29 protein-coding genes and 2 tRNA genes are annotated in these 25,011 nt (G+C 69.7%); 24 read left to right on the forward strand and 7 right to left on the reverse strand.

What is annotated here, in order from left to right; genetic code table 11:
* Positions 1–38 precede the first annotated feature (38 nt).
* From KV396_RS10635 to KV396_RS10665, 7 genes are all read left to right on the forward strand, one after another.
* The gene (locus KV396_RS10635) at positions 39–530 is read left to right on the forward strand and encodes an FBP domain-containing protein (RefSeq protein WP_247623208.1); all 492 of its coding nucleotides are present in this window, start codon (positions 39–41) and stop codon (positions 528–530) included.
* A gap of 45 nt (positions 531–575) precedes the next feature.
* Positions 576–1,373, forward strand: coding sequence for an enoyl-CoA hydratase/isomerase family protein (locus KV396_RS10640; RefSeq protein ID WP_247955699.1), 798 nt, complete (start codon positions 576–578; stop codon positions 1,371–1,373).
* A gap of 119 nt (positions 1,374–1,492) precedes the next feature.
* Positions 1,493–2,521, forward strand: a complete 1,029-nt coding sequence (locus tag KV396_RS10645; RefSeq protein WP_247955700.1) for a hypothetical protein — start codon at positions 1,493–1,495, stop codon at positions 2,519–2,521.
* A complete protein-coding gene (locus tag KV396_RS10650; protein ID WP_247955701.1) occupies positions 2,518–3,321 on the forward strand; it encodes an inositol monophosphatase family protein in 804 nt (267 codons plus the stop codon). Before KV396_RS10645 ends, KV396_RS10650 begins: the two co-directional genes overlap by 4 nt.
* A gap of 201 nt (positions 3,322–3,522) precedes the next feature.
* The gene (locus KV396_RS10655; protein ID WP_247955702.1) at positions 3,523–4,638 is read left to right on the forward strand and encodes a M23 family metallopeptidase; all 1,116 of its coding nucleotides are present in this window, start codon (positions 3,523–3,525) and stop codon (positions 4,636–4,638) included.
* A 68-nt stretch (positions 4,639–4,706) separates the two neighbouring features.
* Positions 4,707–4,778: transfer RNA gene (locus tag KV396_RS10660), tRNA-Thr, on the forward strand.
* 36 nt (positions 4,779–4,814) lie between these two features.
* Positions 4,815–4,888: transfer RNA gene (locus KV396_RS10665), tRNA-Met, on the forward strand.
* 40 nt (positions 4,889–4,928) lie between these two features.
* Here KV396_RS10665 and KV396_RS10670 read toward each other — a convergent pair.
* From KV396_RS10670 to KV396_RS10695, 6 genes are all read right to left on the reverse strand, one after another.
* Positions 4,929–6,023 (reverse strand): FUSC family protein, encoded by a 1,095-nt coding sequence (locus KV396_RS10670; RefSeq protein ID WP_247955703.1) that lies wholly within the window; start codon positions 6,021–6,023, stop codon positions 4,929–4,931.
* Positions 6,023–6,229, reverse strand: coding sequence for a CDGSH iron-sulfur domain-containing protein (locus KV396_RS10675; RefSeq protein WP_247955704.1), 207 nt, complete (start codon positions 6,227–6,229; stop codon positions 6,023–6,025). The genes KV396_RS10670 and KV396_RS10675 overlap by 1 nt, the downstream gene beginning before the upstream one ends.
* The gene (locus KV396_RS10680; RefSeq protein WP_247955705.1) at positions 6,226–7,263 is read right to left on the reverse strand and encodes an iron-containing redox enzyme family protein; all 1,038 of its coding nucleotides are present in this window, start codon (positions 7,261–7,263) and stop codon (positions 6,226–6,228) included. The genes KV396_RS10675 and KV396_RS10680 overlap by 4 nt, the downstream gene beginning before the upstream one ends.
* A gap of 99 nt (positions 7,264–7,362) precedes the next feature.
* Positions 7,363–7,800 (reverse strand): SRPBCC family protein, encoded by a 438-nt coding sequence (locus KV396_RS10685; protein WP_247955706.1) that lies wholly within the window; start codon positions 7,798–7,800, stop codon positions 7,363–7,365.
* Positions 7,801–7,861: 61 nt separating this feature from the next.
* On the reverse strand, positions 7,862–8,332 hold the full coding sequence (locus tag KV396_RS10690; protein ID WP_247632767.1) for a heme-degrading domain-containing protein: 471 nt from the start codon (positions 8,330–8,332) through the stop codon (positions 7,862–7,864).
* A 95-nt stretch (positions 8,333–8,427) separates the two neighbouring features.
* Positions 8,428–9,282 (reverse strand): SDR family oxidoreductase, encoded by an 855-nt coding sequence (locus KV396_RS10695; protein WP_247955707.1) that lies wholly within the window; start codon positions 9,280–9,282, stop codon positions 8,428–8,430.
* Positions 9,283–9,376: 94 nt separating this feature from the next.
* Here KV396_RS10695 and KV396_RS10700 point away from each other — a divergent pair, with 94 nt between their 5' ends.
* From KV396_RS10700 to glmM, 8 genes are all read left to right on the forward strand, one after another.
* Complete coding sequence (locus KV396_RS10700; protein WP_247623198.1) at positions 9,377–9,742, forward strand: winged helix-turn-helix transcriptional regulator; 366 nt, start codon at positions 9,377–9,379, stop codon at positions 9,740–9,742.
* Positions 9,743–9,857: 115 nt separating this feature from the next.
* Positions 9,858–11,399, forward strand: a complete 1,542-nt coding sequence (locus KV396_RS10705; RefSeq protein ID WP_247955708.1) for an APC family permease — start codon at positions 9,858–9,860, stop codon at positions 11,397–11,399.
* 81 nt (positions 11,400–11,480) lie between these two features.
* Positions 11,481–12,323 carry a tRNA pseudouridine(38-40) synthase TruA gene (gene truA, locus KV396_RS10710; RefSeq protein ID WP_247955709.1) on the forward strand — a complete coding sequence of 281 codons (843 nt, stop codon included), beginning with the start codon at positions 11,481–11,483 and terminating at the stop codon, positions 12,321–12,323.
* 74 nt (positions 12,324–12,397) lie between these two features.
* Positions 12,398–13,066: an endonuclease/exonuclease/phosphatase family protein gene (locus KV396_RS10715; protein ID WP_247957582.1), complete on the forward strand. Its 669-nt coding sequence runs from the start codon at positions 12,398–12,400 to the stop codon at positions 13,064–13,066.
* Between the two features lie 32 nt (positions 13,067–13,098).
* Positions 13,099–13,851 carry an MBL fold metallo-hydrolase gene (locus tag KV396_RS10720; protein ID WP_247955710.1) on the forward strand — a complete coding sequence of 251 codons (753 nt, stop codon included), beginning with the start codon at positions 13,099–13,101 and terminating at the stop codon, positions 13,849–13,851.
* 196 nt (positions 13,852–14,047) lie between these two features.
* Positions 14,048–14,494, forward strand: coding sequence for a 50S ribosomal protein L13 (gene rplM, locus KV396_RS10725; protein WP_102194388.1), 447 nt, complete (start codon positions 14,048–14,050; stop codon positions 14,492–14,494).
* A 27-nt stretch (positions 14,495–14,521) separates the two neighbouring features.
* Positions 14,522–15,007 carry a 30S ribosomal protein S9 gene (rpsI, locus tag KV396_RS10730; protein ID WP_247623194.1) on the forward strand — a complete coding sequence of 162 codons (486 nt, stop codon included), beginning with the start codon at positions 14,522–14,524 and terminating at the stop codon, positions 15,005–15,007.
* A 15-nt stretch (positions 15,008–15,022) separates the two neighbouring features.
* Positions 15,023–16,381, forward strand: coding sequence for a phosphoglucosamine mutase (gene glmM, locus KV396_RS10735; protein WP_247623193.1), 1,359 nt, complete (start codon positions 15,023–15,025; stop codon positions 16,379–16,381).
* A 70-nt stretch (positions 16,382–16,451) separates the two neighbouring features.
* On the opposite strand, the gene KV396_RS10740 is transcribed toward glmM, so the two are convergent.
* Positions 16,452–17,390: a Ppx/GppA phosphatase family protein gene (locus KV396_RS10740; protein WP_247955711.1), complete on the reverse strand. Its 939-nt coding sequence runs from the start codon at positions 17,388–17,390 to the stop codon at positions 16,452–16,454.
* A 36-nt stretch (positions 17,391–17,426) separates the two neighbouring features.
* Here KV396_RS10740 and coaA point away from each other — a divergent pair, with 36 nt between their 5' ends.
* From coaA to KV396_RS10785, 9 genes are all read left to right on the forward strand, one after another.
* Positions 17,427–18,371: a type I pantothenate kinase gene (gene coaA, locus KV396_RS10745; RefSeq protein WP_247623191.1), complete on the forward strand. Its 945-nt coding sequence runs from the start codon at positions 17,427–17,429 to the stop codon at positions 18,369–18,371.
* A gap of 61 nt (positions 18,372–18,432) precedes the next feature.
* The gene (gene glmS / locus KV396_RS10750) at positions 18,433–20,280 is read left to right on the forward strand and encodes a glutamine--fructose-6-phosphate transaminase (isomerizing) (RefSeq protein ID WP_247955712.1); all 1,848 of its coding nucleotides are present in this window, start codon (positions 18,433–18,435) and stop codon (positions 20,278–20,280) included.
* A gap of 52 nt (positions 20,281–20,332) precedes the next feature.
* Entirely contained in the window at positions 20,333–20,692 is a 360-nt protein-coding gene (locus tag KV396_RS10755; protein ID WP_247632760.1) for a holo-ACP synthase, read from the forward strand.
* Positions 20,689–21,795: an alanine racemase gene (gene alr / locus KV396_RS10760; RefSeq protein WP_247955713.1), complete on the forward strand. Its 1,107-nt coding sequence runs from the start codon at positions 20,689–20,691 to the stop codon at positions 21,793–21,795. Before KV396_RS10755 ends, alr begins: the two co-directional genes overlap by 4 nt.
* On the forward strand, positions 21,792–22,277 hold the full coding sequence (gene tsaE, locus KV396_RS10765; RefSeq protein ID WP_247955714.1) for a tRNA (adenosine(37)-N6)-threonylcarbamoyltransferase complex ATPase subunit type 1 TsaE: 486 nt from the start codon (positions 21,792–21,794) through the stop codon (positions 22,275–22,277). Before alr ends, tsaE begins: the two co-directional genes overlap by 4 nt.
* Before the next feature lie 66 nt (positions 22,278–22,343).
* On the forward strand, positions 22,344–22,967 hold the full coding sequence (tsaB, locus tag KV396_RS10770) for a tRNA (adenosine(37)-N6)-threonylcarbamoyltransferase complex dimerization subunit type 1 TsaB (protein ID WP_247955715.1): 624 nt from the start codon (positions 22,344–22,346) through the stop codon (positions 22,965–22,967).
* Positions 22,964–23,455 (forward strand): ribosomal protein S18-alanine N-acetyltransferase, encoded by a 492-nt coding sequence (rimI, locus tag KV396_RS10775; protein ID WP_247955716.1) that lies wholly within the window; start codon positions 22,964–22,966, stop codon positions 23,453–23,455. The genes tsaB and rimI overlap by 4 nt, the downstream gene beginning before the upstream one ends.
* Positions 23,452–24,519, forward strand: coding sequence for a tRNA (adenosine(37)-N6)-threonylcarbamoyltransferase complex transferase subunit TsaD (gene tsaD / locus KV396_RS10780; protein ID WP_247632755.1), 1,068 nt, complete (start codon positions 23,452–23,454; stop codon positions 24,517–24,519). Before rimI ends, tsaD begins: the two co-directional genes overlap by 4 nt.
* Positions 24,516–25,010 carry a hypothetical protein gene (locus KV396_RS10785; RefSeq protein WP_247632754.1) on the forward strand — a complete coding sequence of 165 codons (495 nt, stop codon included), beginning with the start codon at positions 24,516–24,518 and terminating at the stop codon, positions 25,008–25,010. Before tsaD ends, KV396_RS10785 begins: the two co-directional genes overlap by 4 nt.
* Position 25,011 lies beyond the last annotated feature (1 nt).

Raw genomic sequence — 25,011 nt, forward strand, 5'->3', positions numbered from 1 at the left:
ACGAGCCGTTCCCACCCGCGAGTTCCTAGACTGGGACGATGCGAGCGCTCACCGAAGCAGACGTCCGGGCATCGTTCGTCAATGCGGATGCCGACGAACTCCGGGTCATGGAGATGCCGCACGACTTCGTGCTGGTCGACTGGGACTACCTCGACTTCTTCGCGTGGCGCGATCCGGGCGCCGGGCGCCGCGGGTACGTGCTGATCCCGCATGACGGCGAGATCGTCGGCATCGTGTTGCGCGCCTCCGACCCGGGGCGCGGCCGATCGGGCATGTGCGACATCTGCCGCACCATGCAGCCGGGCAACCAGGTCACGCTGTTCTCGGCGCGGCGGGCGGGGGAGGCGGGGCAGCGGGGCGACTCGTTCGGCACCTACATCTGCGCCGATCTCTCGTGCCACGAGAACGTGCGGCTCGCACACCCGCTCGCGCCGAACGAGGTCCTGGCCGACGGGCAGGTCGACTTCCGCCTCGACGGCACCCGCCGCCGCATGGAGGCGTTCGTCTCGCGGGTGTGGCAGTACGCCTGACCGCGATTACGCTGGACGCAACGTCCTGTGCTCGAAGGAGAAGCCATGAGCGATGCCATCCTGTTCTCGGTCGATGAGGGGATGGCTCGGCTCACGCTGAACCGCCCGGCTCGGCTCAACGCCTTCAACGCCGATCTCGCGCACGCGTGGCGCGACGCCACGGGCGAGGCGACGTCGCGCTCCGATGTGAAGGCGATCCTGATCGATGCGGCAGGGCCCGCGTTCTGCGCCGGCGGTGATGTGATCGACATGGCGACCACCATGGGGTCGGGCGATGAGATCACGGCTCTGGCAAAGGTCATCAACACCGGGATCCGCTCGCTGACGGAATCGTCGGTGCCGGTCGTCGCGGCCGCGCACGGCACGACCGCGGGCGGAGGACTCGGGATTCTGCTCAGCAGCGACTACGCGGTGGTCGGCTCGCGATCGCGGCTCGGCAGCCTCTACGCGAACATCGGCCTCACCCCTGACCTGTCGGTCTCGGCTCAGCTCGCCCGTGCAGTCGGGCAGCGACGTGCACTGCAGCTGGTGCTGCAGGATCGCCTGCTGACCGCCGACGAAGCGGTGGAGTGGGGCCTCGCGGCCGAGACGGTGACGGGCGAGGACTCGGCGGCCGAGGCCGCCCTCGTGCGGGCTCGCGGCGAGGAGATCGCCCGCTTCTGGCTCGCCGGGGCCGCGGATGCCTACGGGCAGGCGAAGCACCTGGTGCGTGCGCAACCCGAGCGCACCTTCGCCGAGCAGCTGACCGCGGAGGCGCTCTCGATCGGCGCCGCGATGCAGACGCCCGACGCGCAGGCGCGGATCGCCGCGTTCGCCGCCGCGTCCGCGAAGAAGGCCGGCTGACCCGGACTGCACCGACGTCGGCTTTCGGATGCTTGTGCACATCCGGGGCGTCGGGGCAGTGCCCGCCCCTGCTCGCATGGCAGGATGAGGGGCAACGCCGCTAGAGGGGGAGGGTCGTCATGTCCCAGCCGGAGACCGTGACCGAAGAGAAGAAGAACATGTCGCTCCTGATCAGAGGAGCGATCTGGATCGCCATCGGGGCTCTGATCGCCGCAGCGCTCGTCTGCGTCGTGTGGGTGCTGATCGGTGACCAGGACGGCCTGATCGGCCGGGCATTCCTCACGATCCTGCTGTTCGCCGGATTCGCGGGCATCGCGATCCTCGAGGCGGGACTCGCGCCCAAGCGCCCCGACTGGCTGGCGCTCACCAGCATGGTCACCTGGATCATCGCGCTGATCGTCGGTGCCTTCAAGATCTGGCTGCCCGAAGACGACTACTACTTCAACGGAGCGGCGCGGTTCTTCCAGCTGCTCCTCGTGGTCGGCATCCTGCAGCTCGCGCTGCTGCACGTGCGCCTCTTCACCCCGGCGGCGCAGCGCCACCCCACCACGTTCAACCGGGTGATCTACATCATCACGGTCGTCTTCCTCGGCGGCCTCGTGGCGATGCTCGTGTTCTACCTGACCTTCCCCGACTCGTTCGAGTACGTCGAGCTCTACTGGCGCATCGTCGTCGCGCTGACGATCCTCGCCGCCGTCGGAACGACGCTCGTTCCCCTGCTCAACGCGCTCTTCGCTCCGAAGAAGCCGGCTCAGCAGGCGCCTCCGGCCAGCGCGTTCCTCTCGTGGCCGACCTTCGCCGACGGTGTGACCCCGCTGCCCGCACTGCCCGATGGCAGCCCTGACTGGAACGCCTACTACACGGGACAGCCCACGGCCTACGTACCGCAGGCTGCGCTCCCGGCGACGTCGTTCCCGGTGGCTCCCGAGCCGCAGGCTCCCACGGTTCCCGGCGTTCCTCCGGTGCCGACCGCTCCCGCCGAACCCGGATTCGCGTACCCGAGCGCGCCCCCGCAGCCTGCCCCTCCGCAGGCAGCGCCGCCGCAGCCCGCGCCCCCTCAGTCCGCACCCCCGCAGTCGGCGCCCTCGGCTCCGCACACGCAGGAAGCCTTCCCGCCGCCGCCTCCCGCCCCGCGTCCTCCGCAGTGAGCGGCGAGATCGAGGTCGAGCTCGCCGAGCTCGCGCAGGAGATTGCACGCGAGGCCGGTGAGCTCGCGCAGCGTCGTCGCCGCGAGGGTGTCACCCTCGCGGCGACCAAGACCACGCTGGCCGACATCGTCACCGAGGCCGACCGCGAGGTCGAGGCCCTGATCCGCACCCGGCTCGACGCGGCGCGGCCGGGTGACGGGTTCCTCGGCGAGGAGTCCGAGGCGGCGCAGGGCGAGACCGGCATCACGTGGGTCGTCGACCCGATCGACGGCACCGTGAACTACGCCACCGGTATCCCCGCCTACAACGTCAGCATCGCCGCCGTGCGCGGAACGGCAGACCCGGCGAGCTGGCAGCATCTCGCCGGAGTCGTGTTCGCACCGGCGCTGGGTGAGCTGTTCTCGGCCGCGCGCGGGCACGGCGCCTGGCTGGGTGACGAACGACTCGCGGTCACCGACGAGACGCCCGCAGGCGCGCTCCTGGCGACGGGCTTCGGATACGACCCGGCCACGCACGACGGCGACATCGAGACGGTGAGGCGCGTGATGCCGATCGCGCGGGACCTGCGGCGGATGGGAGCGGCAGCGCTCGATCTCGCCTATGTCGCCGCCGGACGTCTCGACGGATATTTCGAGCGCGGTCTGAAGCCCTGGGATTTCGCGGCCGGGGCCCTGCTCGTGCGCGAGGCCGGAGGCGAGGTCTCCCGCTTCGACGTCGACACGGCTCGCCCCCTGATCGTCGCCGGTGGGAGCGCCGTCCACGCGCGCCTGATCGAACGGATCGGCGCGAAAGATGAATGACTCATGGCTTTCCCAGCCGAGGCGAGGTAGTGTTTACGCGATCGTTATTTCCGCCGCCCGAAGGCGGAACATGAGTAAGCGCCCCCGAGCTTGACGTACGACCCCGAGAGAATCGTTTTGCCCTTCGAGAATCCCCAGGCTGAATCTGCGCCCACGCGCCGCTCCAGCCGACTCCGCACTCAGGCCCACGAGGCCACCGCGGTGGGAGAGACGGCGACAGCCTCTGCATCCCCCGCGGCCATCGAGACCTCCGCGCCCCTGTCCCGTCGCGCCGCCCGCATGCTGGCGGCCGAGGCCATCGCCGCCGACGAGTCCGTCGAGAAGATCGCCGCGCCCGACGAGGTCGTCTCCGAGCTCGGCGAATCGACGCCGAAGCCCGCCAAGGTCCCCCTCGTCGTGAGCGACGAGCCGATCATCATCGACGGCCCCGCCATCCCCGCGCCGACCGAGAACCTCATCGACGCGTTCGAGCAGGCTTCGCAGGCGTTCAAGGGGTCGGCGTTCCACCGCGCGACCGCCTCGGTGCCCGTCGAGAAGTCATCGATCGAAGAGATCGTGCACCTCGCCCCACGCCGCTCCGGCCGCATCCGCAAGGTCGTCACCGTCGGGGCCTCCCTCGGTGTCATGAGCCTCGCCGGTCTCCTCGCGGTCTCGATGACCCTCCCCGCCGAAGCCCTCGCCGCCGTGCAGGGCACCTCGGCCGCCTCCGCGTCGCTGGTCGCCCCCGCTGCCGCCGACGAGAAGTCCGCGGCCTCCGATGAGATCCAGGCCTTCGTCACGTCGTCCGACGTGCAGAACGAAGCTCTCGACCGCGGCGACGACTTCAGCACGATCTCCCTCGTCGAGGTCGCCGCCGAACAGGGCATCAACTACTCCAACGAGGTCTTCACCAACGACCCCGAGGCCGCCATCCAGTGGCCGTTCCTCGTCGGCGTCGGCATGAGCTACGGCTACGGCATGCGCAGCGGCCGCCTGCACGAGGGCATCGACTTCGTTCCCGGCAACGGCGCTCCCGTCCAGGCCATCGCCGACGGCACGGTGCGCCTCGCGACCGAGCAGGGCGGCGCCTACGGCGTCACCGTGTACATCGACCACGTCATCGACGGCGAGGTCATCACGAGCCACTACGCGCACATGCAGTACGGCTCGCTGCAGGTGAAGACGGGCGACAAGGTCACCGTCGGAACCGTGATCGGCAAGACCGGCAACACCGGCCGTTCGTACGGCGCGCACATGCACTTCGAGCTCATCGTCAACGGATCGACCATCGATCCGCTGCCGTGGCTCAAGGCGAACGCCGGTCGCTACGAGTATTGACCGGCTCGATTTCATGAGGACGCCACAGTGATGGTATTCTCGTGTGGTTGCCCCGCGAGGGGCAGCACGCCCCGATAGCTCAGTGGCAGAGCACTTCCATGGTAAGGAAGGGGTCGTCAGTTCAATCCTGACTCGGGGCTCGCAGCATTCGTCTCTGCAGAACGCGGATGCGTCGCGGCAGGGTAGCTCAGCTGGTCAGAGCGCACGACTCATAATCGTGAGGTCGCGGGTTCAAGCCCCGCTCCTGCTACAGGAATTCACCCCGGTCTTCGGACCGGGGTTTTCTGTTGCTACCGCACCTCATCCGAGGGCGCATCGGCGGGGGGACGGCTGAGGATCAGGATCCGCCGCAGATGCATCGCCGCGAGCACACCGGGGCCGATCGACTGACGCAACTCGATCGTGCGATCATCGACCGTCTCGAGGAGGAGACGCACGGCGCGGGTCGCCTCTCCTCGAATGCGATGCGCCTCGGCCGACGTCGGATCCTCGAGGGCGATCACGTCGGCGACCGCATGGCAGGCGGCGGTCAGCGGAGCGGGAAGTTCGACATCGAGCTCGATCGCCGCGGGGCGGTCCCAGATCGTGTCCGCGAGCGAGTCGGCGATGTCCCTGATGTGCTGCGAGATCCGCTCCAGCGCCTCCAGTTGTCGGTGCGCATCGTCGGTCTCCCCGCGTCGACCCCACGCACGGGGATTGCCTCGGCGGCTCTCGTCCGCCTCGACGAGAGCGAAGCGCAGCGAACGTGCCGTCTCTGCGAGCGAGGTCGCGTCGTCGGCCCACTGCTCCTTCTCGGGCGGCCACGAATCCGACACCGCCTCACCGATGTCGTGCAGGTGCGTCGCGAGTCGCTCGCGGAAGAGACGCAGGCTCGCCGTCGCCTCGGCGGTGAGCGGTGCCGGCGCGATCGCCAGATTCACGACGAGCCCCACGACGACCCCGACCGACATCTGGGTGAGGTATCCCAGGGAGTAGTCGTCGGCATTCTGCCCGCCGATGATCAGCACGAAGAGCGCGGCCATGGGCACGTACTCGCGCCCCACCCCGAACCACCCCGTGCCCGAGAGGAGCACGCCGAGCCCGACGACGATCGGGATCGACCACCACGTCGGACCCACCGTGAGCACGATGATCGAGGCCAGCCCGATGCCGGCGGCGAGTCCGAGCAGGGTCTGGAGCCCGGACTTCACCGATCCCATCAGCGTCGGATACATGCTCACCAGCGCGCCGAGCGGCGCGTAGTAGGGGTACTCGTCGGTGACGCCCGGCATGTATCGCGCGATGAACCACGCGATCCCGACGGCCAGCGCGGTCTTGGCGACCAGCAGCAGCCGGGCGGGACGCGTCGCCGCCTGCAGCGCCGAACGGAGGGGCGGGCGACGCATCAATCCTCGGTGCGGAAGCCCGCGGGTTTGTGCGTTCCGTCGCAGAACGGCTTGATGGCCGAGAGACCGCAGCGGCAGAGGGCGATCGTGCGCCGGTGGCGCTCGATCGGCGCGCCCTCGGCATCGACAAGGTCGATGTCTCCCCGGACCAGGAGGGGCCCATCCGGGTACGCGGTGATCGTCGGATGCTCGGGCCGGGCACTCACGCGTCCACCCGCTCTCGGAGTGAGGACTCGTTGCGCGACCAGGCCTCGAGGATGTGCTCCCCGACCCAGCCGTCGACGGCGAGGCAGGCGGCAGCTCCGAACATGATGTCCGGCAGCAGATCCGGTCGGTCCTCGGCGAGTCCACCGGCGAGATCGCGTGCGGCGATCTGCTCGTGCACGGCATCCGCTTCGACGTGCTCGTCGAAGTAGTCGGTGACGTCTTCACCGTAGCCGAGTCGGCGCAGGCCGTCGGCATAGAGCTTGTTCGGGATCGACGACGTCATCTCGAAGGCCGCCAGGTGCCCGACGATCGCACCGACCAGTCGACGGTTCAGGCCGAACATCGACATCATGTTGTGCGACGCGAGAGTGATCGCCGGCACATCGTCGACGTAGGCCCCGTACGTGTCGTCGAGGTCCGCACCGCGCATCGCGGCGGCGAAGATCTCCGCGTGCACGCGCTCGGGGCGCCCACCGCCGTACTCGTCGGACTGGATCTCGACGAGCGCCGCCTTCGCGCGGCCGGTGAGCCGCGGGATCGCCCACGAGTGGGGGTCGGCCTCGCGCAGCGTGTAGACGGAACGCTGCAGGAAGAACTCGCGGGCCTGCTCAGGGGTCGCCTTGCGGGCGAGGTAGCGCGAGAGGCTGGGTCCGTCGTCGTCCGCGGCGAGCGTGAACAGCGCGCGCCCGACGGCATCGACGGTGGGCTCCGGCATCTCCGGAAGCGGAACGACCTCGCGCAGACGCTGCTCGAAGGCGGCCTCCAGCACCCCACGGACCGCGATCAGCTCGGGATCCCACTCCAGGCGAGGATCCAGTCCGGGGAGCGAACCGTACGCGGAGGCGTAGAGCAGGAAGAGCGCCAGCTGCACGTCGTCGTCGCGCAGGAGATCGGATGCCGCCGCCACTGCGGCCTGAGCGCTCCGCACGGTCACGGCGTCCGCTTCGCCGGTCAGGCGCTTCCGCACCGCATCGCCGAGTGGGCCGCGTGCGGAGGGGAGCGGGGCGGGTGACGTGAGGAGGGGGGAGGTCATGTGCTTCTCCGATCAGTGAGGCGGGTGCAGTCTTCCTCGGTACCGGTGAGGGCGTCAGGGTCTTGACGGTCGGTTCCCGAGGGCGCTAATGGCTGCCGGTCAGCGAGCGCGCCCCTCGGCGAGGTACGCCAGGCGGTGCAGGGTCTCTGCGTTGCGGAAGCGAAGGAGCGGCGTGGTGATCAGGCTCGGGAGCAGTGTCGCTGGCCCTTTCACCGGCTCTTCATCGATACGCACCAGCGTGCCGCCGTCCCCTGCACGGACCCGCAGGGTGACTCGAGCCTCTCCGATCGGCCAGCCCTTCGCGCGGATGACCATGCGATTCGGGGGTGACCACTCCTCGACGACGGTGGTGTCGTCGAGGAGGGCGGGCCAGACACCGACCGAGTGATGCAGCTGGGATCCTTCGGCGGGCCAGGTCTCATCGACCTCGCGCATCCGCGAGGCGCCGACGACCCAGGCCGGGTACAGCCATCCGTTTTCGAGCACCTCGAAGACATCCGCCGGGGTGCAACGGAGCGTGCGCACGTTCTTCGCCATGCGACCACCATCGCGCGTCGAGCGCCCCGGGCCCAGGGGGTTGACGCGGCGGAGGATCGCCTCAGCGCGAGAGGTGCGCGCGCAGCGCCTCCACGACCAGAGCGTGGTCGGCGTGCATCTCGAGGCCGCTCACACCGATCGCGCCCGCGAGCGTTCCGCCGATCCGGATCGGGAACCCGCCGCCCGCCGCCGCGTACAGCGCGGGGTCGAGACGGGACGACCGCACGAAGTCTTCTCCTCGGGAGAGGAAGTCGTAGTGCACGCCCAGAGAAGAGCGGCCGAAGTGCTCGACGACGCGGAACTTACGCTCCAGCCAGGCGTCGTTGAGGGCGCTCGTACCCGGCGCCGCCATGTGGAAGGCGCGTTGGCCTCCGAGGACGACCGACACGACGATCGGCAACGCGTCGGCGACGGCACGCGCGCGCAGCCAGGCGCCCACCTCCCAGGCATCCGTCACGGTGAAACGATCGACATCCAACTCCCGCTCCTCGGCGGTGATCGCGTCGAGGGCGGCCTGTGCATCGATGCTCATACTCGTGAGACTAGCGGCCCGCCTGCGCCCGGGCGCAGAAAAGCCCGGAATCCGCGAGGGACACCGGGCTTTCTGCGGCGGGAACGCCGTCGAGGTCACGCCAGCGGGCGGAGACCCTCCACGAGAGGAGTGGTCGGGCGGCCGATCAGACGCGCGAGCGTCCCGTCGGTGTCGGCCAGTGCGCCGTCGCGGATGCCCGCGTCGAGCGCGGTGACGAAGCCGACGGTTCCCGCGTCGAGACCCGCGGACTCGAGAGCGGCGGCGTGCTCCTCGGCGGTCAGCGCGCGGTACTCGACGGGGCTGCCGATGACCTCGGCGATCGCGGCGGCGAGCTCGTCGTAGGTCCATGCGACGTCGCCGCCGAGCTCGTACGCCTGGCCGAGGTGGCCGTCTTCCAGCAGCACGACCGCCGCGGCATCCGCGAAGTCCTTGCGGCTCGCCGAGGCCACGCGGCCATCGCCGACGCTGGCCGCCACGACGCCGGTCTCGCGGGCCTGCGCGATGTTGCCTGCGTAGTTCTCGGTGTACCAGTTGTTCCGCAGGATCACGGCGGGGATGCCGGACGCGGCGATGAGCTCCTCGGTCGCCTTGTGCTCGGGGGCGAGCACGAGATCGCTCGTCGGGGCCTTCGGAGCACTCGTGTAGACGAGCTTGCCGACTCCGGCCGCCTTCGCCGCGTCGATGACGGCCTGGTGCTGCGCGGTGCGGCGACCGACCTCGGAACCCGAGATCAGGAGCACCGAGTCGACGCCCTCGAGCGCCGCCGCGATCGTGTCGGCCCGGTCGTAGTCGACGACCGCGGTGCGCACGCCGCGGGCGGCGATGTCGGATGCCTTGGTGAGGTCGCGCACGCCCGCGACGATCGACGACGGCTCCGCGCCGCGCTCGAGGAGGCTGTCGATGACGAGGCGGCCGAGCTGTCCGGTGGCGCCGGTGACGAGAATGGTCATGAGGGTCCTTTCGTGGGAATGACACCTTCGACAACCCCGCGCTGATTCGAAACCTTCCGACCTGCGGGTACCCACTTTGAAGTAAGGTACCTACATGACGGTGAGTTATGCGCAGATCCGGGAAAGCACCCCGCTCGTCTTCGAGCAGGGGTGCAGCACCCGCGTGATCCTCGACCACGTGATGAGCAAGTGGGGCGTTCTCGTTCTCTCGTCGTTGTCGGACGGAACGCTGCGCTGGGGAGAGCTGCGCCGCGAGGTCGACGGCATCAGCGAGAAGATGCTCGCCTCCACGCTGCGCACCCTCGCCGACGACGGCCTCGTGCACCGCGAGTCGTTCCCGACGGTGCCCCCGCACGTCGAATACAGCCTGACCCCGCTCGGGCGCGACCTCATGGAGCGGATGCTGCCGCTGATGGCCTGGATCGCCGACCACGCCGACGGGATGCTCGGGCGAAACTGAACTGCGGGTTTCACACAACTGCGGATTTCGTCGCGTACGCACCCATTCGCGGATGGAATCAGTCGTTCGGAGAAAGTCATTGACGCGATAACCGCAATGGCCCTACTGTCTGACCATGGCAGCTACGACGCCCATCCACCTGGAACGGCCCGACGGCAAGGGGCTGGCGGCAGGCACACTCGGGCTCTGGGGTTCGACCGTGATCGGTCTCGCCTCCACCGCGCCCGTGTACTCGCTCGTCGCCACGCTCGGCTTCGTGGTCCTCGCCGTCGGCGCGCAGGCGCCCATCGCCTTCATCATCGCCTTCGTGCCGATGCTCCTCATCGCGTTCGCGTATCGAGAGCTCAACAACGCCGTGCCCGACTGCGGCACCACGTTCACCTGGGGCACCAAGGCGTTCGGCCCGTGGGTGGGCTGGATGGGAGGCTGGGGCGTCGCCGTCGCGGGCATGGTCGTGCTCGCCAACCTCGCGCAGATCGCCTCGGTCTACTTCTGGTCGCTGATCGGGCAGGACCTCGCCAACAACGACTGGCGCGTGGTCGTGGTGGCCGTCGTCTTCATCGCCGCGATGACGTGGGTGAGCTGGCGTGGGGTCGAGATCGGCGAGCGCATCCAGAACATCCTGCTCGGCATCCAGTACCTCGCCCTCGGCATCTTCATCGTCACTGCTCTCTGGCAGTTCTTCGCGGGAACGGCGCCGAACCCGACGCCCTTCGACCTGGAGTGGCTGAACCCGTTCGCGTTCACCGACTGGTCGGGCTTCACGGAGGCCATCCTGCTCGCCCTCTTCATCTACTGGGGCTGGGACACCTGCCTCGCCTTGAACGAGGAGACCAAGGACCCGAAGCGCATCCCGGGCCGCGCGGCTCTGCTCACCACCGTCATCCTGCTCTTCACCTACGTCGCGGTCACCATCGCGGCCATGATGTACGCGGGCCTCGGCGAGACGGGTACGGGACTCGGCAACGAGGCCAACGCCGACGACTTCTTCCTCGCCATCAAGGACGGGCTGCTCGGACCGTTCGGGTGGGTTCTCGTGGTCTCGGTGATCATCTCGGCGATCTCCTCGACGCAGACCACGATCCTCCCGACCGCGCGCGGCACCCTCGCGATGGGCGTCTATCGTGCGCTTCCCGCGAAGTTCAAGGACGTGCATCCGAAGTACAAGACGCCGTCGTTCTCGACGATCGTCATGGGCGTGGTCGCCTCGGTCTACTACATCGGCATGACGCTCATCAGCGACAACATCCTGCAGGACTCGATCCTGTCGCTCGGCCTCGCCATCGCCTTCTACTACGCGATCACCGGCTTCGCCTGCGTCTGGTACTTCCGTCGTGACATCTTCCGCTCGCCGCGCGAGTTCTTCTTCAAGGGCCTCTTCCCCCTGTTGGGTGGACTGATGCTCACCGGAGCGTTCGTGCAGTCGGCGATCGACATGTGGGACGTCGACTACGGCTACACCGTGCTGTTCGGCATCGGCGGCACCTTCGTGATCGGCATCGGATCGCTGGCGTTCGGTCTCGTGCTGATGTTCGTCTGGTACCTGTTCCCGCGGTCGAAGAGGTTCTTCCGCGGCGAGAGCCTGAACCGCGACACCCAGGTGATGGTGCCGGATGAGCCGGCGACCACCATCCGTTCGATCGACGGCGGCATCTGACCCTTCCCCGGATCGCGATGACGGCCCCGGCATCCGCGGATGCTCCGGGGCCGTCATCGTGGGTGTCCTAGGCTTGTCGACGTGCGCATCCGGCTCGACATCGCCTATGACGGAACCCACTTCCGCGGGTGGGCCCGGCAGCCGACGCTGCGCACCGTGCAGGGCACGCTCGAAGAGGCGCTGGCGCGGATCGTGGGTTCCGACGTGCGGCTGGTCGTCGCCGGACGCACGGATGCCGGAGTGCACGCCTCCGGCCAGGTCGCGCACGTCGACCTCGACGACGCGCAGTGGGCGCGCATCGAGTCCCGGCACGGACGCGCCGCCATCGACCCGGCCGCCTCGATCGCCGGACGGATGCGCGGCGTGCTCGGCGCGTACTCCGACGTGGCGGTGCGCCGCACCTCGATCGCGCCCGAGGGATTCGACGCGCGGTTCTCGGCGGTCTGGCGCCGCTATCGCTACCGGCTCGCCGACGAGGTCGCGGGGTTCGATCCGCTGCGCCGCCTCGACACCACGAGCGTGCGGGGCCGACTCGACGCATCCGCGATGGATGCCGCGGCGCAGACCCTCATCGGTCTGCACGACTTCGCCGCCTACTGCAAGCCGCGTGACGAGGCCACGACCATCCGTACGCTTCTCGACTACCGGTGGACCCGCGATCCCGAGGGAGTGCTGGTCGCCGAGGTCAAGGCCGACGCGTTCTGCCACAGCATGGTGCGCGCGCTCGTCGGCGCCTGCGTGGCCGTGGGGGAGGGGCGACTGGACGTCGGCGACCTTGTGGTGCTGCGCGACGCGCTCACCCGCACGAGCGAGTTCAAGGTGCTCGCCGCGCGGGGGCTGATCCTCACCGAGGTCGGCTATCCGGCCGACGATCTGCTCGCCGCGCGCGCCGAACAGACGCGGGCGCGACGCGACAGCGAGTGAATCAATAACAGACCCGCGCGGCCAAGACAACCCGGAGCCCACCCATAGCGGCCGGGGGTAGCGTGGCAACGATCATGAAGGTCATCTCGTACAACCTCCGCAAGCACCGGGCCGCCAGCGAGCTCGTGGCGCTCGTCGGCGAGCACGATCCCGACATCCTGTGCCTGCAGGAGTGCGACGTGCAGCACCTGCCCGAGAGCATCGGCGGTCTCGTGCTCGCCGACGCGACCCAGGGGAACCGGCTCGGCCTGGCGCTGTACTACCGGTCGAGCACTTTCCGGTTGCGCGAGATCCGGGCGATCGGGCTCAAGAAGTCGCTCCACGACCGCATGCTCAAGCCCGCGCACGAGCGCATCCTCGCCGCGCGGCTGGTCGACATCGACGAGGGGCGCGAGATCATCGTGGGGTCCTTCCACGCGGCTCCGCTCACGGCGCTGAACTCGCTGCGACGGCACCAGATCCGAGCGGCGCTGACGTCGCTGGCGGCCCTCGGCGAGGGGCTGCCGCAGCTCATGGTCGGGGACTACAACTACCCGGTGTTCAAGGAGAATCTCGGCCAGGCCGTGCGGGACCACGGGTACGCCCTGACCCTCAGCGACGATCACACCTACACGCGCTATCGCGTGTTCCGGGGTCACTACGACTTCGCGACGTCGACGGGCTTCGAGATCGAGCGGATCACGACCCTGCCGCAGGGCACCAGCGATCACCGTCCGATCCTCGTCTCGGTGCATCCGGACTGACGCCGCAGACCCGGATGCCGCAGACTCGAAGCATGACGACGATTCCCGCAGTCCTGGTCGGCGGGCCGACGCTGTACTTCACGTACGGCGGTTACGGCTTCCTGACCGATCCGACGTTCGACGAACCCGGTGTGTACGAGGGAGGATCACGCCTGCGCAAGCTGACGGGTCCGGCCGTGCGTCCCTCCGCGCTCGGCCCGATCGACGTGGTGCTGCTGTCGCACGACGAGCACGCCGACAACCTCGACAACGCGGGTCGCGCCCTGCTGCCCGAGGTGCCGCTGGTGCTGGGCACGGCGGAGTCGGCGACGCGGATCCCGCAGGTCGCGGGGCTCGTACCGTGGCAGGAGCATCGGATCGGCGATGTCACCGTGACGGCGGTGCCCGCGCTCCACGGACCCGAGGGGGCGGAGGCCGTGGTCGGGTTCGTCACGGGTTTCGTGCTCGAGGCGCCCGGCGAGCCCACCGTCTACGTCTCGGGCGACAACGCCTCGGTCGATCTCGTGCGCCGCATCAGCGAGCGGTTCCCGGCGATCGCGATCGCCGTGCTGTTCACGGGCGCCGCGAACGTCGGTGCCTTCGGCGACACCGATCTCACGCTGAACGCGCGGACGGCGCTCGAGGCGGCGGGCGTGCTGGCGGATGCCGTCATCGTGCCGGTGCACGCGGAGGGATGGCTCCACTTCTCGGAGACCCTCGAGCGGCTGGTAGGGATCTTCGAGCACGCCGAGCAGGGGCACCGGCTGCGTGTGCTGACGCCGGGGGAGCGGTCCGACCTCGCGTGAGCCCGGTTCGCGTGAGGCCGGTTTGAGGGACCGCGCTCGGTAGCGTATGCTGTCTCTTTGGTGCCCGTGCCGCTCGTCGGCGGGGTGCATCACCCGAACGTGAGCCCTCCACTGGCGTGTTCCTCCCTCTCGGGAAGAACCACCCCGGAGTGGGATTCACGAACTTCTCCGTTCGACACAAGAAAGCAGCACTATCGTGACGCGCACTTACACCCCGAAGGCCGGCGAGGTCCAGCGTGACTGGGTCGTCATCGACGCCACCGACGTCGTTCTCGGCCGTCTCGCCTCGCACGCGGCAACGCTCCTGCGTGGCAAGCACAAGCCCACCTTCGCCAACCACATCGACTCCGGTGACTTCGTCATCATCGTGAACGCAGAGAAGGTCGCGCTCACGGGTCAGAAGCTCCAGAAGAAGCTGGCCTACCGCCACTCGGGTTACCCGGGCGGCCTCAAGTCGGTCACCTACGCCGAGCTCCTCGAGAAGAACCCGGTCCGCGCCGTGGAGAAGGCCATCCGTGGCATGCTCCCGAAGAACAGCCTCGGCCGCCAGCAGCTGTCCAAGCTCAAGGTGTACGTCGGTGCCGAGCACCCGCACGCCGCGCAGCAGCCCCAGCCGTACACCCTCGACCAGGTCGCCCAGTAAGCGCCGTACAGACTTAAGGACATACTCGTGGCTGACATCCAGGACACCACCGAAACCCCCCAGAGCTTCTCGACCTCGACCCCCGAGACCGACGCAGTCGAGGCGGCTCCCCGCCCCGTGCTCAGCGTCCCGGGCGCCGCAGTCGGTCGTCGCAAGCAGGCCATCGCCCGCGTGCGTCTGATCCCCGGCTCGGGAACGATCACGGTCAACGGCCGTTCGATCGAGGACTACTTCCCGAACAAGCTGCACCAGCAGCTCATCAACGACCCGTTCACGGTCCTCAACCTCGCCGGCGGCTACGACGTCATCGCGCGCATCTCCGGTGGTGGCCCCTCGGGCCAGGCCGGTGCGCTGCGTCTCGGCATCGCCCGTGCCCTCAACGGCATCGACGAGGAGAACAACCGCCCGACCCTGAAGAAGGCCGGCTTCCTCTCGCGCGACGCTCGCGTCAAGGAGCGCAAGAAGGCTGGACTCAAGAAGGCCCGCAAGGCGCCTCAGTACTCGAAGCGTTAAGGTCCACTGCTTCCGATGCCGATCTTTGGCACGGACGGTGTGCGGGGGCTTGCCAATGGCATCCTCACCGCCGACCTCGCGCTCACCCTGGCCCAGGCGACTGCTGTCGTCCTGGGCCAGGGCCGTACTGCGGAGGCACGCAAAGCCGAAGGCAAGCGTCTGACCGCAGTCGTGGCTCGCGACCCCCGGGTCTCGGGACACTTCCTGACCGCGGCGGTCGCCGCCGGTCTCGCCTCCTCGGGCGTCGACGTGCTCGAGGCGGGTGTCATCCCGACCCCCGCGCTGGCGTTCCTCGTCGCCGACCGTGACGCCGACTTCGGTGTCATGATCTCGGCGTCGCACAACGCGGCGCCCGACAACGGGATCAAGATCTTCGCGCGCGGCGGCGTCAAGCTGCCCGACGTCGTCGAGCAGCGCATCGAGGCCGCCATGTCCGGCGAGATGCTGCGCCCCACCGGCGAGGGCGTCGGTCGGATCGACCGGTTCTCGGATGCCGAGGACCGGTACGTCGTGCACCTCCTGGGGTCGCTGCCGAATCGGCTCGAGGGCATCAAGGTCGTGCTCGACTGCGCCCACGGCGCCGCCTCCGGCGTCTCGCCCGAGACCTTCCGCGACGCGGGAGCCGATGTCATCGTCATCGGCGCCGAACCCGACGGTCTCAACATCAACGACGGCGTCGGCTCGACGCACCTCGACAACCTCGCGGAGGCGGTCGTGCGTCTCGGTGCCGACATCGGCATCGCGCACGACGGCGACGCCGACCGCTGCCTCGCCGTGGACGCCGCGGGCAACGTCATCGACGGCGACCAGATCATGGCGATCCTCGCGGTGTCGATGAAGGAGCGCGGTCATCTCACCGACGACACGCTCGTCGCCACCGTGATGAGCAACCTCGGCCTGCACGTCGCCATGCGCGAGCACGGCATCACGGTGCGTCAGACCGCGGTGGGCGACCGCTACGTGCTCGAAGACATGAACGCCGGCGGCTTCGCCCTCGGCGGCGAGCAGTCCGGTCACGTGATCATGAGCGAGTTCGCCACCACCGGCGACGGCCTGCTCACCGGTCTGCACCTGGTCGCCGAGATGGCGCGCCAGGGCAAGACGATCGCCGAGCTCGCGGCCGTGATGACCGTCTACCCGCAGGTGCTCATCAACGTGCGCGGTGTCGACAAGGACCGTGTCGATGACGACGAGGTCGTCCAGGCCGCCGTCCGCGCGGTCGCGACCGAGCTGGGTGACACCGGGCGTGTGCTGCTGCGCAAGTCCGGCACCGAGCCGCTCGTGCGTGTCATGGTCGAGGCCGCCGACGCGGAATCCGCGCAGGCGTACGCCGACCGCCTCGCCGATATCGTGCGCGAGCGCCTCGCGCTCTGAGAGCCCGACTCCTCACCGAGCGCAGTCCCCGTCCTGAGCAGCCGCTCGCGCCCCTGCGGCCGACGCGAGCTCAGGTCGGGGACTGACCCAGCTGCTCGATGTAACGCAGGAGCACTCCCTCGCGGAGCGCCCACGGCGAGACCTCGAGCTCGTCCACCTTCAGGACGGTCATCGCCGTGTGCAGCGAGACCGCGGCGGCGACGATCTGGAACGTGCGATCCGGTGTGATACCCGGCAGCTCCTGCCGGGCCGACGCTGGCAGGCGCGCGAGGCGAGGGATCCAGGATCCCAGCGACGCGCGGGGGAGCAGCATCCGCTCGGATCCCGACCACCCGGGCACCGGATACCCGACGAGGCGCGCCAGAGAGCGGATGGCCTTCGACGATCCGACCACGTGGTCGGGGCGGGGGAGGTCCGCGAAGCGGGGCAGCACCTGATCGAGGGTGTCGCGCGCGTGCGCGCGCAGACGCTCGACGTCGTCCTCCCCGGGTGGGTCGTTCGGCAGGAACTGGACGGTCATGCGTCCGGCGCCCAGCGGAACGGATGCCGCGGCATCCGGGAGCTCCTCGCCACCGGCGGCGATCTCGAGCGAACCGCCGCCGATATCGAGGAGCAGGATCTGACCCGCCGACCACCCGAACCAGCGCCGCACCGCGAGGAACGTCAGCTCGGCCTCGGTCTCGCCGTCGAGCACCTGCAGCGGCTGCGCGAGAGCGGCTTCGATCCGTGCGATCACCTCTGCACCGTTCGCGGCGTCGCGCACCGCGCTCGTCGCGGTGGCGAGCAGGGCATCGACGCGCTCCTCCTCGGCGACCCGGCGGGCCTGCGCGACCGCCCGCTCCAGCGCGAGGACCCCCTCTTCGGAGATCGAGCCGTCGGGCAGCAGATACCGCATCAGGCGCAGCACCGAGCGATCGCTCGTCGTCGCGAGCGGACGCCCGCCCGGCCGCACGTCGGCGGCGAGCATGTGGACGGTGTTGGAACCGATGTCGAGGACTCCGAGGCGCACGCGTAGAGACTACCGTCGCCCCGATACGATGGTCGGGTGACCACCGTCGACCCCACGCAGCCCCTCTCGCCGTACCGAGAGATCGGGCGGGCGGAATGGGCGCGACTGGCCGCCGACCTCGATCAGCCGCTCAGCGAGACCGAGGTCGTGGAGATCCGCGGCATCGGCGATCGTCTGAGCCTCGACGAGGTGCGCGAGGTCTACCTGCCCCTCAGCCGCCTGCTCAGCCTGTACGCGACGTCGACCAAGCGCCTCGGCGCTGCGACCAGCTCGTTCCTCCAGGAGGAGGACTCGACGACCCCGTTCGTGGTGGGTGTGGCCGGCTCCGTCGCGGTCGGGAAGTCGACGATCGCCCGTCTCCTGCGCGAGCTGATGAGCCGGTGGCCCGGCACGCCGCGCGTCGAGCTGGTGACGACCGACGGTTTCCTCTATCCGAACGCCGAGCTCGAGCGTCGCGGCCTGATGGAGCGCAAGGGCTTCCCGGAGTCCTACGACCGGCGCTCGCTCATCGAGTTCCTCACCGAGGTCAAGAGCGGGGCGCCCGAGGTGCGCGCGCCCTTCTACTCGCACATGCGCTACGACATCGTTCCCGACGCGCACGTGGTGGTGCGTCGCCCCGACGTCGTCATCGTCGAGGGGCTGAACGTGCTCCAGCCGCCGGCGGCGCCGAACGACGTCGCGGTCAGCGACCTCTTCGACTTCTCGATCTTCGTCGACGCCGACAGCGACCACATCGCGAACTGGTACGTCGAGCGCTTCCTCGCCCTGCGCGAGGGTGCGTTCAGCAATCCGTCGTCGTACTTCAACGTGTTCGCGCACCTCACCGATGAGGAGGCGATCACGACGGCCCTCGGGTACTGGAACGAGATCAACATGCCCAACCTCGTCGAGAACGTGATGCCGACCAAGCATCGCGCCCGCCTGGTGCTGAACAAGGGCGCGGATCACTCGGTCGAGAGCGTGCTCCTGCGCAAGCTCTGACCCGTCGGGCGGGGTCGATTGTTCGGACGGCTCGCAAAAAAACGCGCCTATTCTTGACGGCATGTGTGGAATCGTCGGATACGTGGGCCCGCGCCCCAGCCAGGACATCCTTCTCGCCGGTCTCGCCCGCCTCGAGTACCGCGGATACGACTCCGCGGGCGTCGCGGTCATCGACGGCGACGGAGCGCTCGGCATGCGCAAGAAGGCGGGCAAGCTCAGCGCTCTGCGCGACTCGCTCTCCGACGCCCCGCTGCCCGACGGCACGACCGGTATCGGTCACACCCGCTGGGCCACGCACGGCGGCCCGACCGACGTCAACGCGCACCCTCATCTCGCCGACGACGACAAGCTCGCACTGATCCACAACGGCATCATCGAGAACTTCGCCTCGCTCCGCGATGAGCTGGTGGCCGCCGGCGTCGCGTTCCGCAGCGAGACCGACACCGAAGTGGCCGCAGCCCTGCTCGGCCGTGAGTACGCGCAGAACGGCGGCGACCTGCAGCTCGCGTTCCGCAGCGTCGTCAACCGCCTCGAGGGCGCGTTCACCCTGCTGGCCGTGCACCAGGACCACCAAGGGCTCGTCGTGGGCGCCCGCCGCAACTCCCCGCTCGTGATCGGCCTCGGCGAGGGCGAGAACTTCCTCGGTTCCGATGTGGCCGCCTTCGTCGAGCACACCCGCCACGCGCTCGCGATCGGTCAGGACCAGATCGTGTCGATCACGCCCGACGCCGTCACCGTCGTCGACTTCGCCGGCACCCCGGTCGAACCCGAGCCGTTCGAGGTCTCGTGGGATGCCGCCGCCGCCGAGAAGGGCGGATGGGCGAGCTTCATGGCCAAGGAGGTCTCCGAGCAGCCCGAGGCCGTCGCCAACACGATCCGCGGGCGCATCCACGACGGCCAGGTCGTGATCCCCGAGCTCGACGGACTCGACGACCTCTTCCTCGGTATCAACCGCGTCATCATCACCGCGTGCGGCACCGCCTCGTACGCGGCGCTCGTCGGCAAGTACGCGATCGAGCAGTGGGCCCGCGTCGCGGTCGACGTCGAGCTCGCGCACGAGTTCCGCTACCGCGACCCGGTGATCGGCGCCGACACCCTCGTCGTCTCCATCAGCCAGTCGGGCGAGACGATGGACACGCTCATGGCGGTCAAGTACGCCCGCGAGCGCGGCGCACGCACGCTGTCGATCTGCAACACGCAGGGCGCGACGATCCCGCGCGAGTCGGATGCCGTCGTCTACACGCACGCCGGCCCCGAGGTCGCGGTCGCTTCGACCAAGGCCTTCTCGGCGCAGATCACCGCCCTCCTCCTGCTCGGTCTGCACATGGGGCGCGTGCGCGGCTCGGTCGCCGACGCGTCGACCGACGTCGACGAGCTCAGCGCCCTGCCCGACAAGATCGCCCGGGTGCTCGCCGATGAGAACGAGCACGTCTCCCAGCTCGCCGGTTGGATGGCCGACACCCGCTCTGTGCTCTTCCTCGGCCGCCACGTGGGTTACCCGATCGCGCTCGAGGGCGCGCTCAAGCTCAAGGAGATCTCGTACATCCACGCCGAGGGCTTCGCCGCCGGCGAGCTCAAGCACGGTCCGATCGCGCTCATCGAGCCCGGGCAGCCGGTGTTCGTGCTCGTGCCGTCGCCCCGCCACTCGGCGCTCGTGCACTCGAAGGTCGTCTCGAACATCCAGGAGATCCGCGCCCGCGGAGCCCGGGTCATCGTGATCGCCGAAGAGGGCGACGCCGCCGTGCTGCCCTTCGCCGACGAGGTCATCCGCATCCCGCTCGCCGGCGCGATGTTCGAACCGCTGCTCGCGGTCGTCCCGCTGCAGATCTTCGCGATGGCGCTCGCCACGGCGAAGGGGCTCGACGTCGACCAGCCGCGCAACCTCGCGAAGTCCGTCACCGTCGAATGAGCCGGGTTCGCGGTGCACGGGTCCGACCGTGCGCCGCGAGTAGGCTGGAACCGTGATCATCGGGACCGGCATCGACCTCGTCGACATCCCGCGATTCGAGCGGACCCTCGAGCGCACCCCTCGTCTCCTGGAGCGTCTCTTCGCGCCCGCGGAGCGGAGCCTCCGGCTTCCGTCGCTCGCTGCCCGGTACGCCGCGAAAGAGGCGCTGATCAAGGCGCTCGGCGGCTCGGACGGCGTGCACTGGACCGAGATCGAGATCGCGTCGGAGGAATCTGGTCGGCCGTACTTCGTGCTGGCGGGATCGACGGCCGACGTGATCGTCGAGCGCGGGATCGCGACCCTGCACCTCACGATGAGTCATGACGCGGGACTCGCGACCGCCTTCGTCGTCGCCGAGGGAGGCCAGCCGTGACCGTTCCGTTCCGCGAGGCATCCGTCGACATCGATGCGATCGCCGACAACGTCCGCCACTTCCGCCGTCTGACCGGTGTGGAGGTCATCGCCGTCGTGAAGGCCAACGCCTACGGTCACGGAGCGGCCGCTGCCGCCGTGGCTGCGCTGGCCGGCGGCGCGACGAGGCTCGGCGTCGCCGAGATCCCCGAGGCGCTCGAGCTGCGCCGGCAGGGGATCACCGCCCCGATCCTCGCGTGGCTGCACGCGCCCGGCGAGCGTTTCGACCGTGCGGCGGCCGAGAGCATCGAGCTCGGCATCTCCTCGTTCGATCAGCTGGAGGCCGCCGCGGCGGTCGCGAGCGTCGATCGCCCCGTCGCCGTGCATCTGAAGTTCGAGACCGGTCTGTCGCGCAACGGCATCGCCCCGGCGGACTGGGCACGGGTCCTCGCCGAGGCCGCCCGGCACGAACGCATCGGACGTCTGCGGGTGGTGGGGCTCTTCAGCCATCTCTCCAACACGTCCCTCGACGACGATCGCGCAGCTCTGGCGAAGTTCGAGGAGGGGGTCGAGGTCGCGGCATCCCTCGGCATCCATCCCGAGATCCGGCACATCTCCGCCACGGCCGCCGCGATCGACCGACCCGAGATGCGGCTCGATGCGGTGCGCATCGGCGTCGGCATCTACGGGCTCTCGCCGTTCGACGACCGCACCTCCGCCGAACTGGGCCTGCGTCCGGCGATGACGCTCCGCGGAGCCGTCGCCGCCGTGCGCCGGGTGCCCGCCGGCACCGGCGTCTCGTACGGCTACGACCATCGCACCGACCGCGACACGACTCTCGCGCTCGTGCCGCTCGGATACGCCGACGGCGTGCCCCGGCACGCGTCGGGTCGGCTGCCGGTCTCGATCGGCGGGCAGCGCTTCACCAACGTCGGCCGCATCGCCATGGATCAGTTCGTCGTCGACGTGGGAGACACCCCGGTCTCGATCGGCGATGAGGTCGTGCTGTTCGGCGACCCCACGCTGGGTGTGCCCTCGGCCGCCGACTGGGCGGATGCCGCCGACACGATCAATTACGAGATCGTCACCCGCATCGGAGCGCGCGTTCCGCGGAGGACGACATGAGCGTCGATCCCGCCTTCCTCGGGCGCCGCGAGGTCGCCTCCTCCGACGACATGGAGCGCCTGGGCTTCCTGATCGGCGAGCAGCTCGAAGCCGGCGACCTGCTGATCCTCACAGGTCCCCTCGGTGCCGGGAAGACGACCTTCACGCGCGGCCTGGCCGAGGGGCTCGGTGTGCGGGGGCCGGTGCAGAGCCCGACGTTCGTGATCGCACGCACGCACCCGTCGCTGGTCGGCCGGGCCCCGCTGGTGCACGTCGATGCATACCGGCTCGGCTCCGGAGCGGAGCTCGACGACCTCGACCTCGACCTCGCGCGATCGGTCGTCGTGGTCGAGTGGGGGCGCGGCATGGCGGAGGACCTCGCCGATGCCTGGTGGGACATCGAGCTCGAGCGTCCCGTCGGCGACGACGGCGGCGAGATCGATCCGGCCGAGCTCGACGCCGATGCGCCGCGCTACTTCACCATGACGCGCATCGAGGCCTGAGTCCCCTCGCTCCCGGCGCGACAGCCCGACCGACGGCCACCCGTGAACGGCGACTACCCTGGAGAGGTGATCCTCGCCGTCGACACCTCCCTGGGCAGCGCCGTCGCGCTGATCGATCCCGACGGCGTGCGCCGCGCCGAGGCGGGCACGAGCGACGCGCTCGGGCACGCCGAGGTGATCGGCGACCTGCTCGTCGAGGCGCTGGCCGCGTCGGGCGGCGACGACGTCTCGCACGTCGTCGCGGGCATGGGCCCCGGCCCCTTCACCGGACTCCGCATCGGGATCGCCGCCGCCCGGGCTTTCGCGCTCGGTCGTGGCATCCCCGTGCTCCCCGTCCCCAGCCATCACGCGGCGGCGCTCACGGCGATCGAGACGGATGCCGTCACCGGGCCGTTCGCGATCGTCACCGACGCGCGACGACGTGAGGTCGCGATCACGGTCTTCGACGGCGTCGACGCCGACGAACTTCCGCGAGTGCTCGTCGACACCGTGCTCGTTCCGGTCGTCGACGCGGACGCGCACCTCGACGGCGTCCGCCGGATCGACGTCGCCGCGCTGTCGGCCGTCGATCTCGCTCGCGTCGGCGCCCGGGCTCACGCCGCCGGTCGCGAACTCGCAGGCTCCGAGCCCCTCTACCTCCGTCAGCCCGACGTGAAGCAGCCGGCCGCCCCGAAGCGGGTGGGGCTGTGACCCTGCGCGATGCGACCGCCGCGGACCTCGACGCGATCATGGGGATCGAGCGGCGTTCGTTCCCGACCGACGCGTGGAGCGCCGAGGCGATGGCCGCCGAACTCGTCAGCGAGCATGGGCGCTACCTCGTCGACGATGAAGAGGGCTCGGTCATCGGCTACGGCGGTGTGCGCGCGCTGCGCGGCAGTGCGGATGCCGACATCCAGACCATCGCGTTCGACGCCGACCATCGCGGGGCGGGGCGGGGACGGGCTCTGCTGCGCGCCCTGCTCGATGCCGCGCGCGAGCGCGGGGCGCGCGAGGTGTTCCTCGAGGTGCGAGCCGACAACCCGTCTGCGGAGGGGTTGTACCTCTCAGAGGGTTTCGAGGAGATCGGACGGCGTCCCCGCTACTATCAGCCGGATGATGTGGATGCGATCGTGATGCGGCTCGTGCTGCGCAGGTCGCCGGGGAACGACTCCGGCATGGGGAGCGAGGTGAGCGCATGAGCGAACCGCTGGTGCTGGGGATCGAGACGAGCTGCGACGAGACGGGCATCGGGATCGTGCGCGGACGCACCCTGCTGTCGAACACGATCGCCTCGAGCATGGACGAGCACGCCCGCTACGGGGGAGTGGTGCCCGAGGTCGCCGCCCGCGCGCACCTCGAGGCCCTGCAGCCGTCGATCGACGCGGCCCTGGCCGAGGCGGGCGTGGGTCTCGCCGACCTCGACGCCGTCGCCGTCACGAGCGGGCCCGGTCTCGCCGGCGCGCTCATGGTCGGTGTCGGGGCCGCCAAGGGCCTCGCGGTCGCGCTCGACAAGCCGCTCTATGCGGTCAACCACCTCGTCGGGCACATCGCGGCCGACATCCTCACGGCCGATTCCGAACCTCTCGAGTACCCGACGATCGCGCTTCTCGTGTCGGGCGGGCACACCTCGCTCCTGCATGTTCGCGACCTCACGACCGACGTCGAACTCCTCGGGGAGACGATGGACGACGCGGCAGGAGAGGCGTTCGACAAGGTCGCCCGTCTGCTTTCGCTTCCGTACCCCGGTGGGCCCGAGATCGATCGGGCGGCCGTCGACGGAGACCCGAACGCGATCCGCTTCCCGCGCGGGTTGTCCCGCGCCTCCGACCTGGCGAAGCACCGCTATGACTTCTCGTTCTCGGGGCTGAAGACGGCGGTCGCGCGCTGGGTCGAGAAATGCGAGGCCGACGGCGTCGAGGTGCCGGTGGCCGATGTCGCGGCGAGTTTCCGCGAGGCGGTCGTCGATGTGCTCGTCACGAAGGCGCTCGCCGCCTGCGCGGATCTCGGCGTTCCCCGACTGCTGCTCGGCGGGGGAGTGATCGCCAATCGCCGCCTGCGCGACGTCGCCCTCGAGCGCGCAGCCGCGGCGGGCGTGACGGTACGCATCCCGCCGCTCTCGCTCTGCACCGACAACGGGGCCATGATCGCGGCGCTCGCCGCCGAGCTGATCTCCTCCGGCAAGCAGCCGTCCACGCTCGCCTTCGGCGCCGACTCGACGCTTCCCGTGACGGAGATCCAGGTCGCCGAGGCGGTCACCGTATGACCGACTCCACGGAGCCGACGCCCGCACCGGGGACGCCCACGCCTTCACCGACTCCGCGCATCGACCGGCCGAGCGGCGAGGTCGAGAGCCCGGCAGGTTCCGCACGACTGCCCGGAGCGCGTCGCGACGGATACACGCGGCTGCCGACCGGCCCCGTGGGCATCGAGCCCGTGGTCGTGAGCGGTCCGGATGCGGACGACCCCACGGGTCGCACCGCGTGGGCGCCCGCCGAGACCGAGATGGTCGTCGATGACGCCCGCCTCGCTCCGTGGGCGCTGCTCGCGGCGATCGTCGCCCTCGGCGCCTCGTTCTTCGTCGGCTGGGGCCTGCCGGTGGGGGTGGTCGCGATCATCGCGTCGATCATGTCGTTGCGCCGACCGGTCGAGAGTCGGGGGATGGGGCGCTGGGCGCTCGTGCTCGGGCTGACCGCGACGGTGTACAGCCTGGGCTGGCTCGTCTGGGCCGGCATGCAGTTCGAGAGACTGGGCTGAC

Origin of the sequence: Microbacterium galbinum, from assembly GCF_023101185.1 — a bacterium.
GTDB lineage: Bacteria > Actinomycetota > Actinomycetes > Actinomycetales > Microbacteriaceae > Microbacterium > Microbacterium galbinum.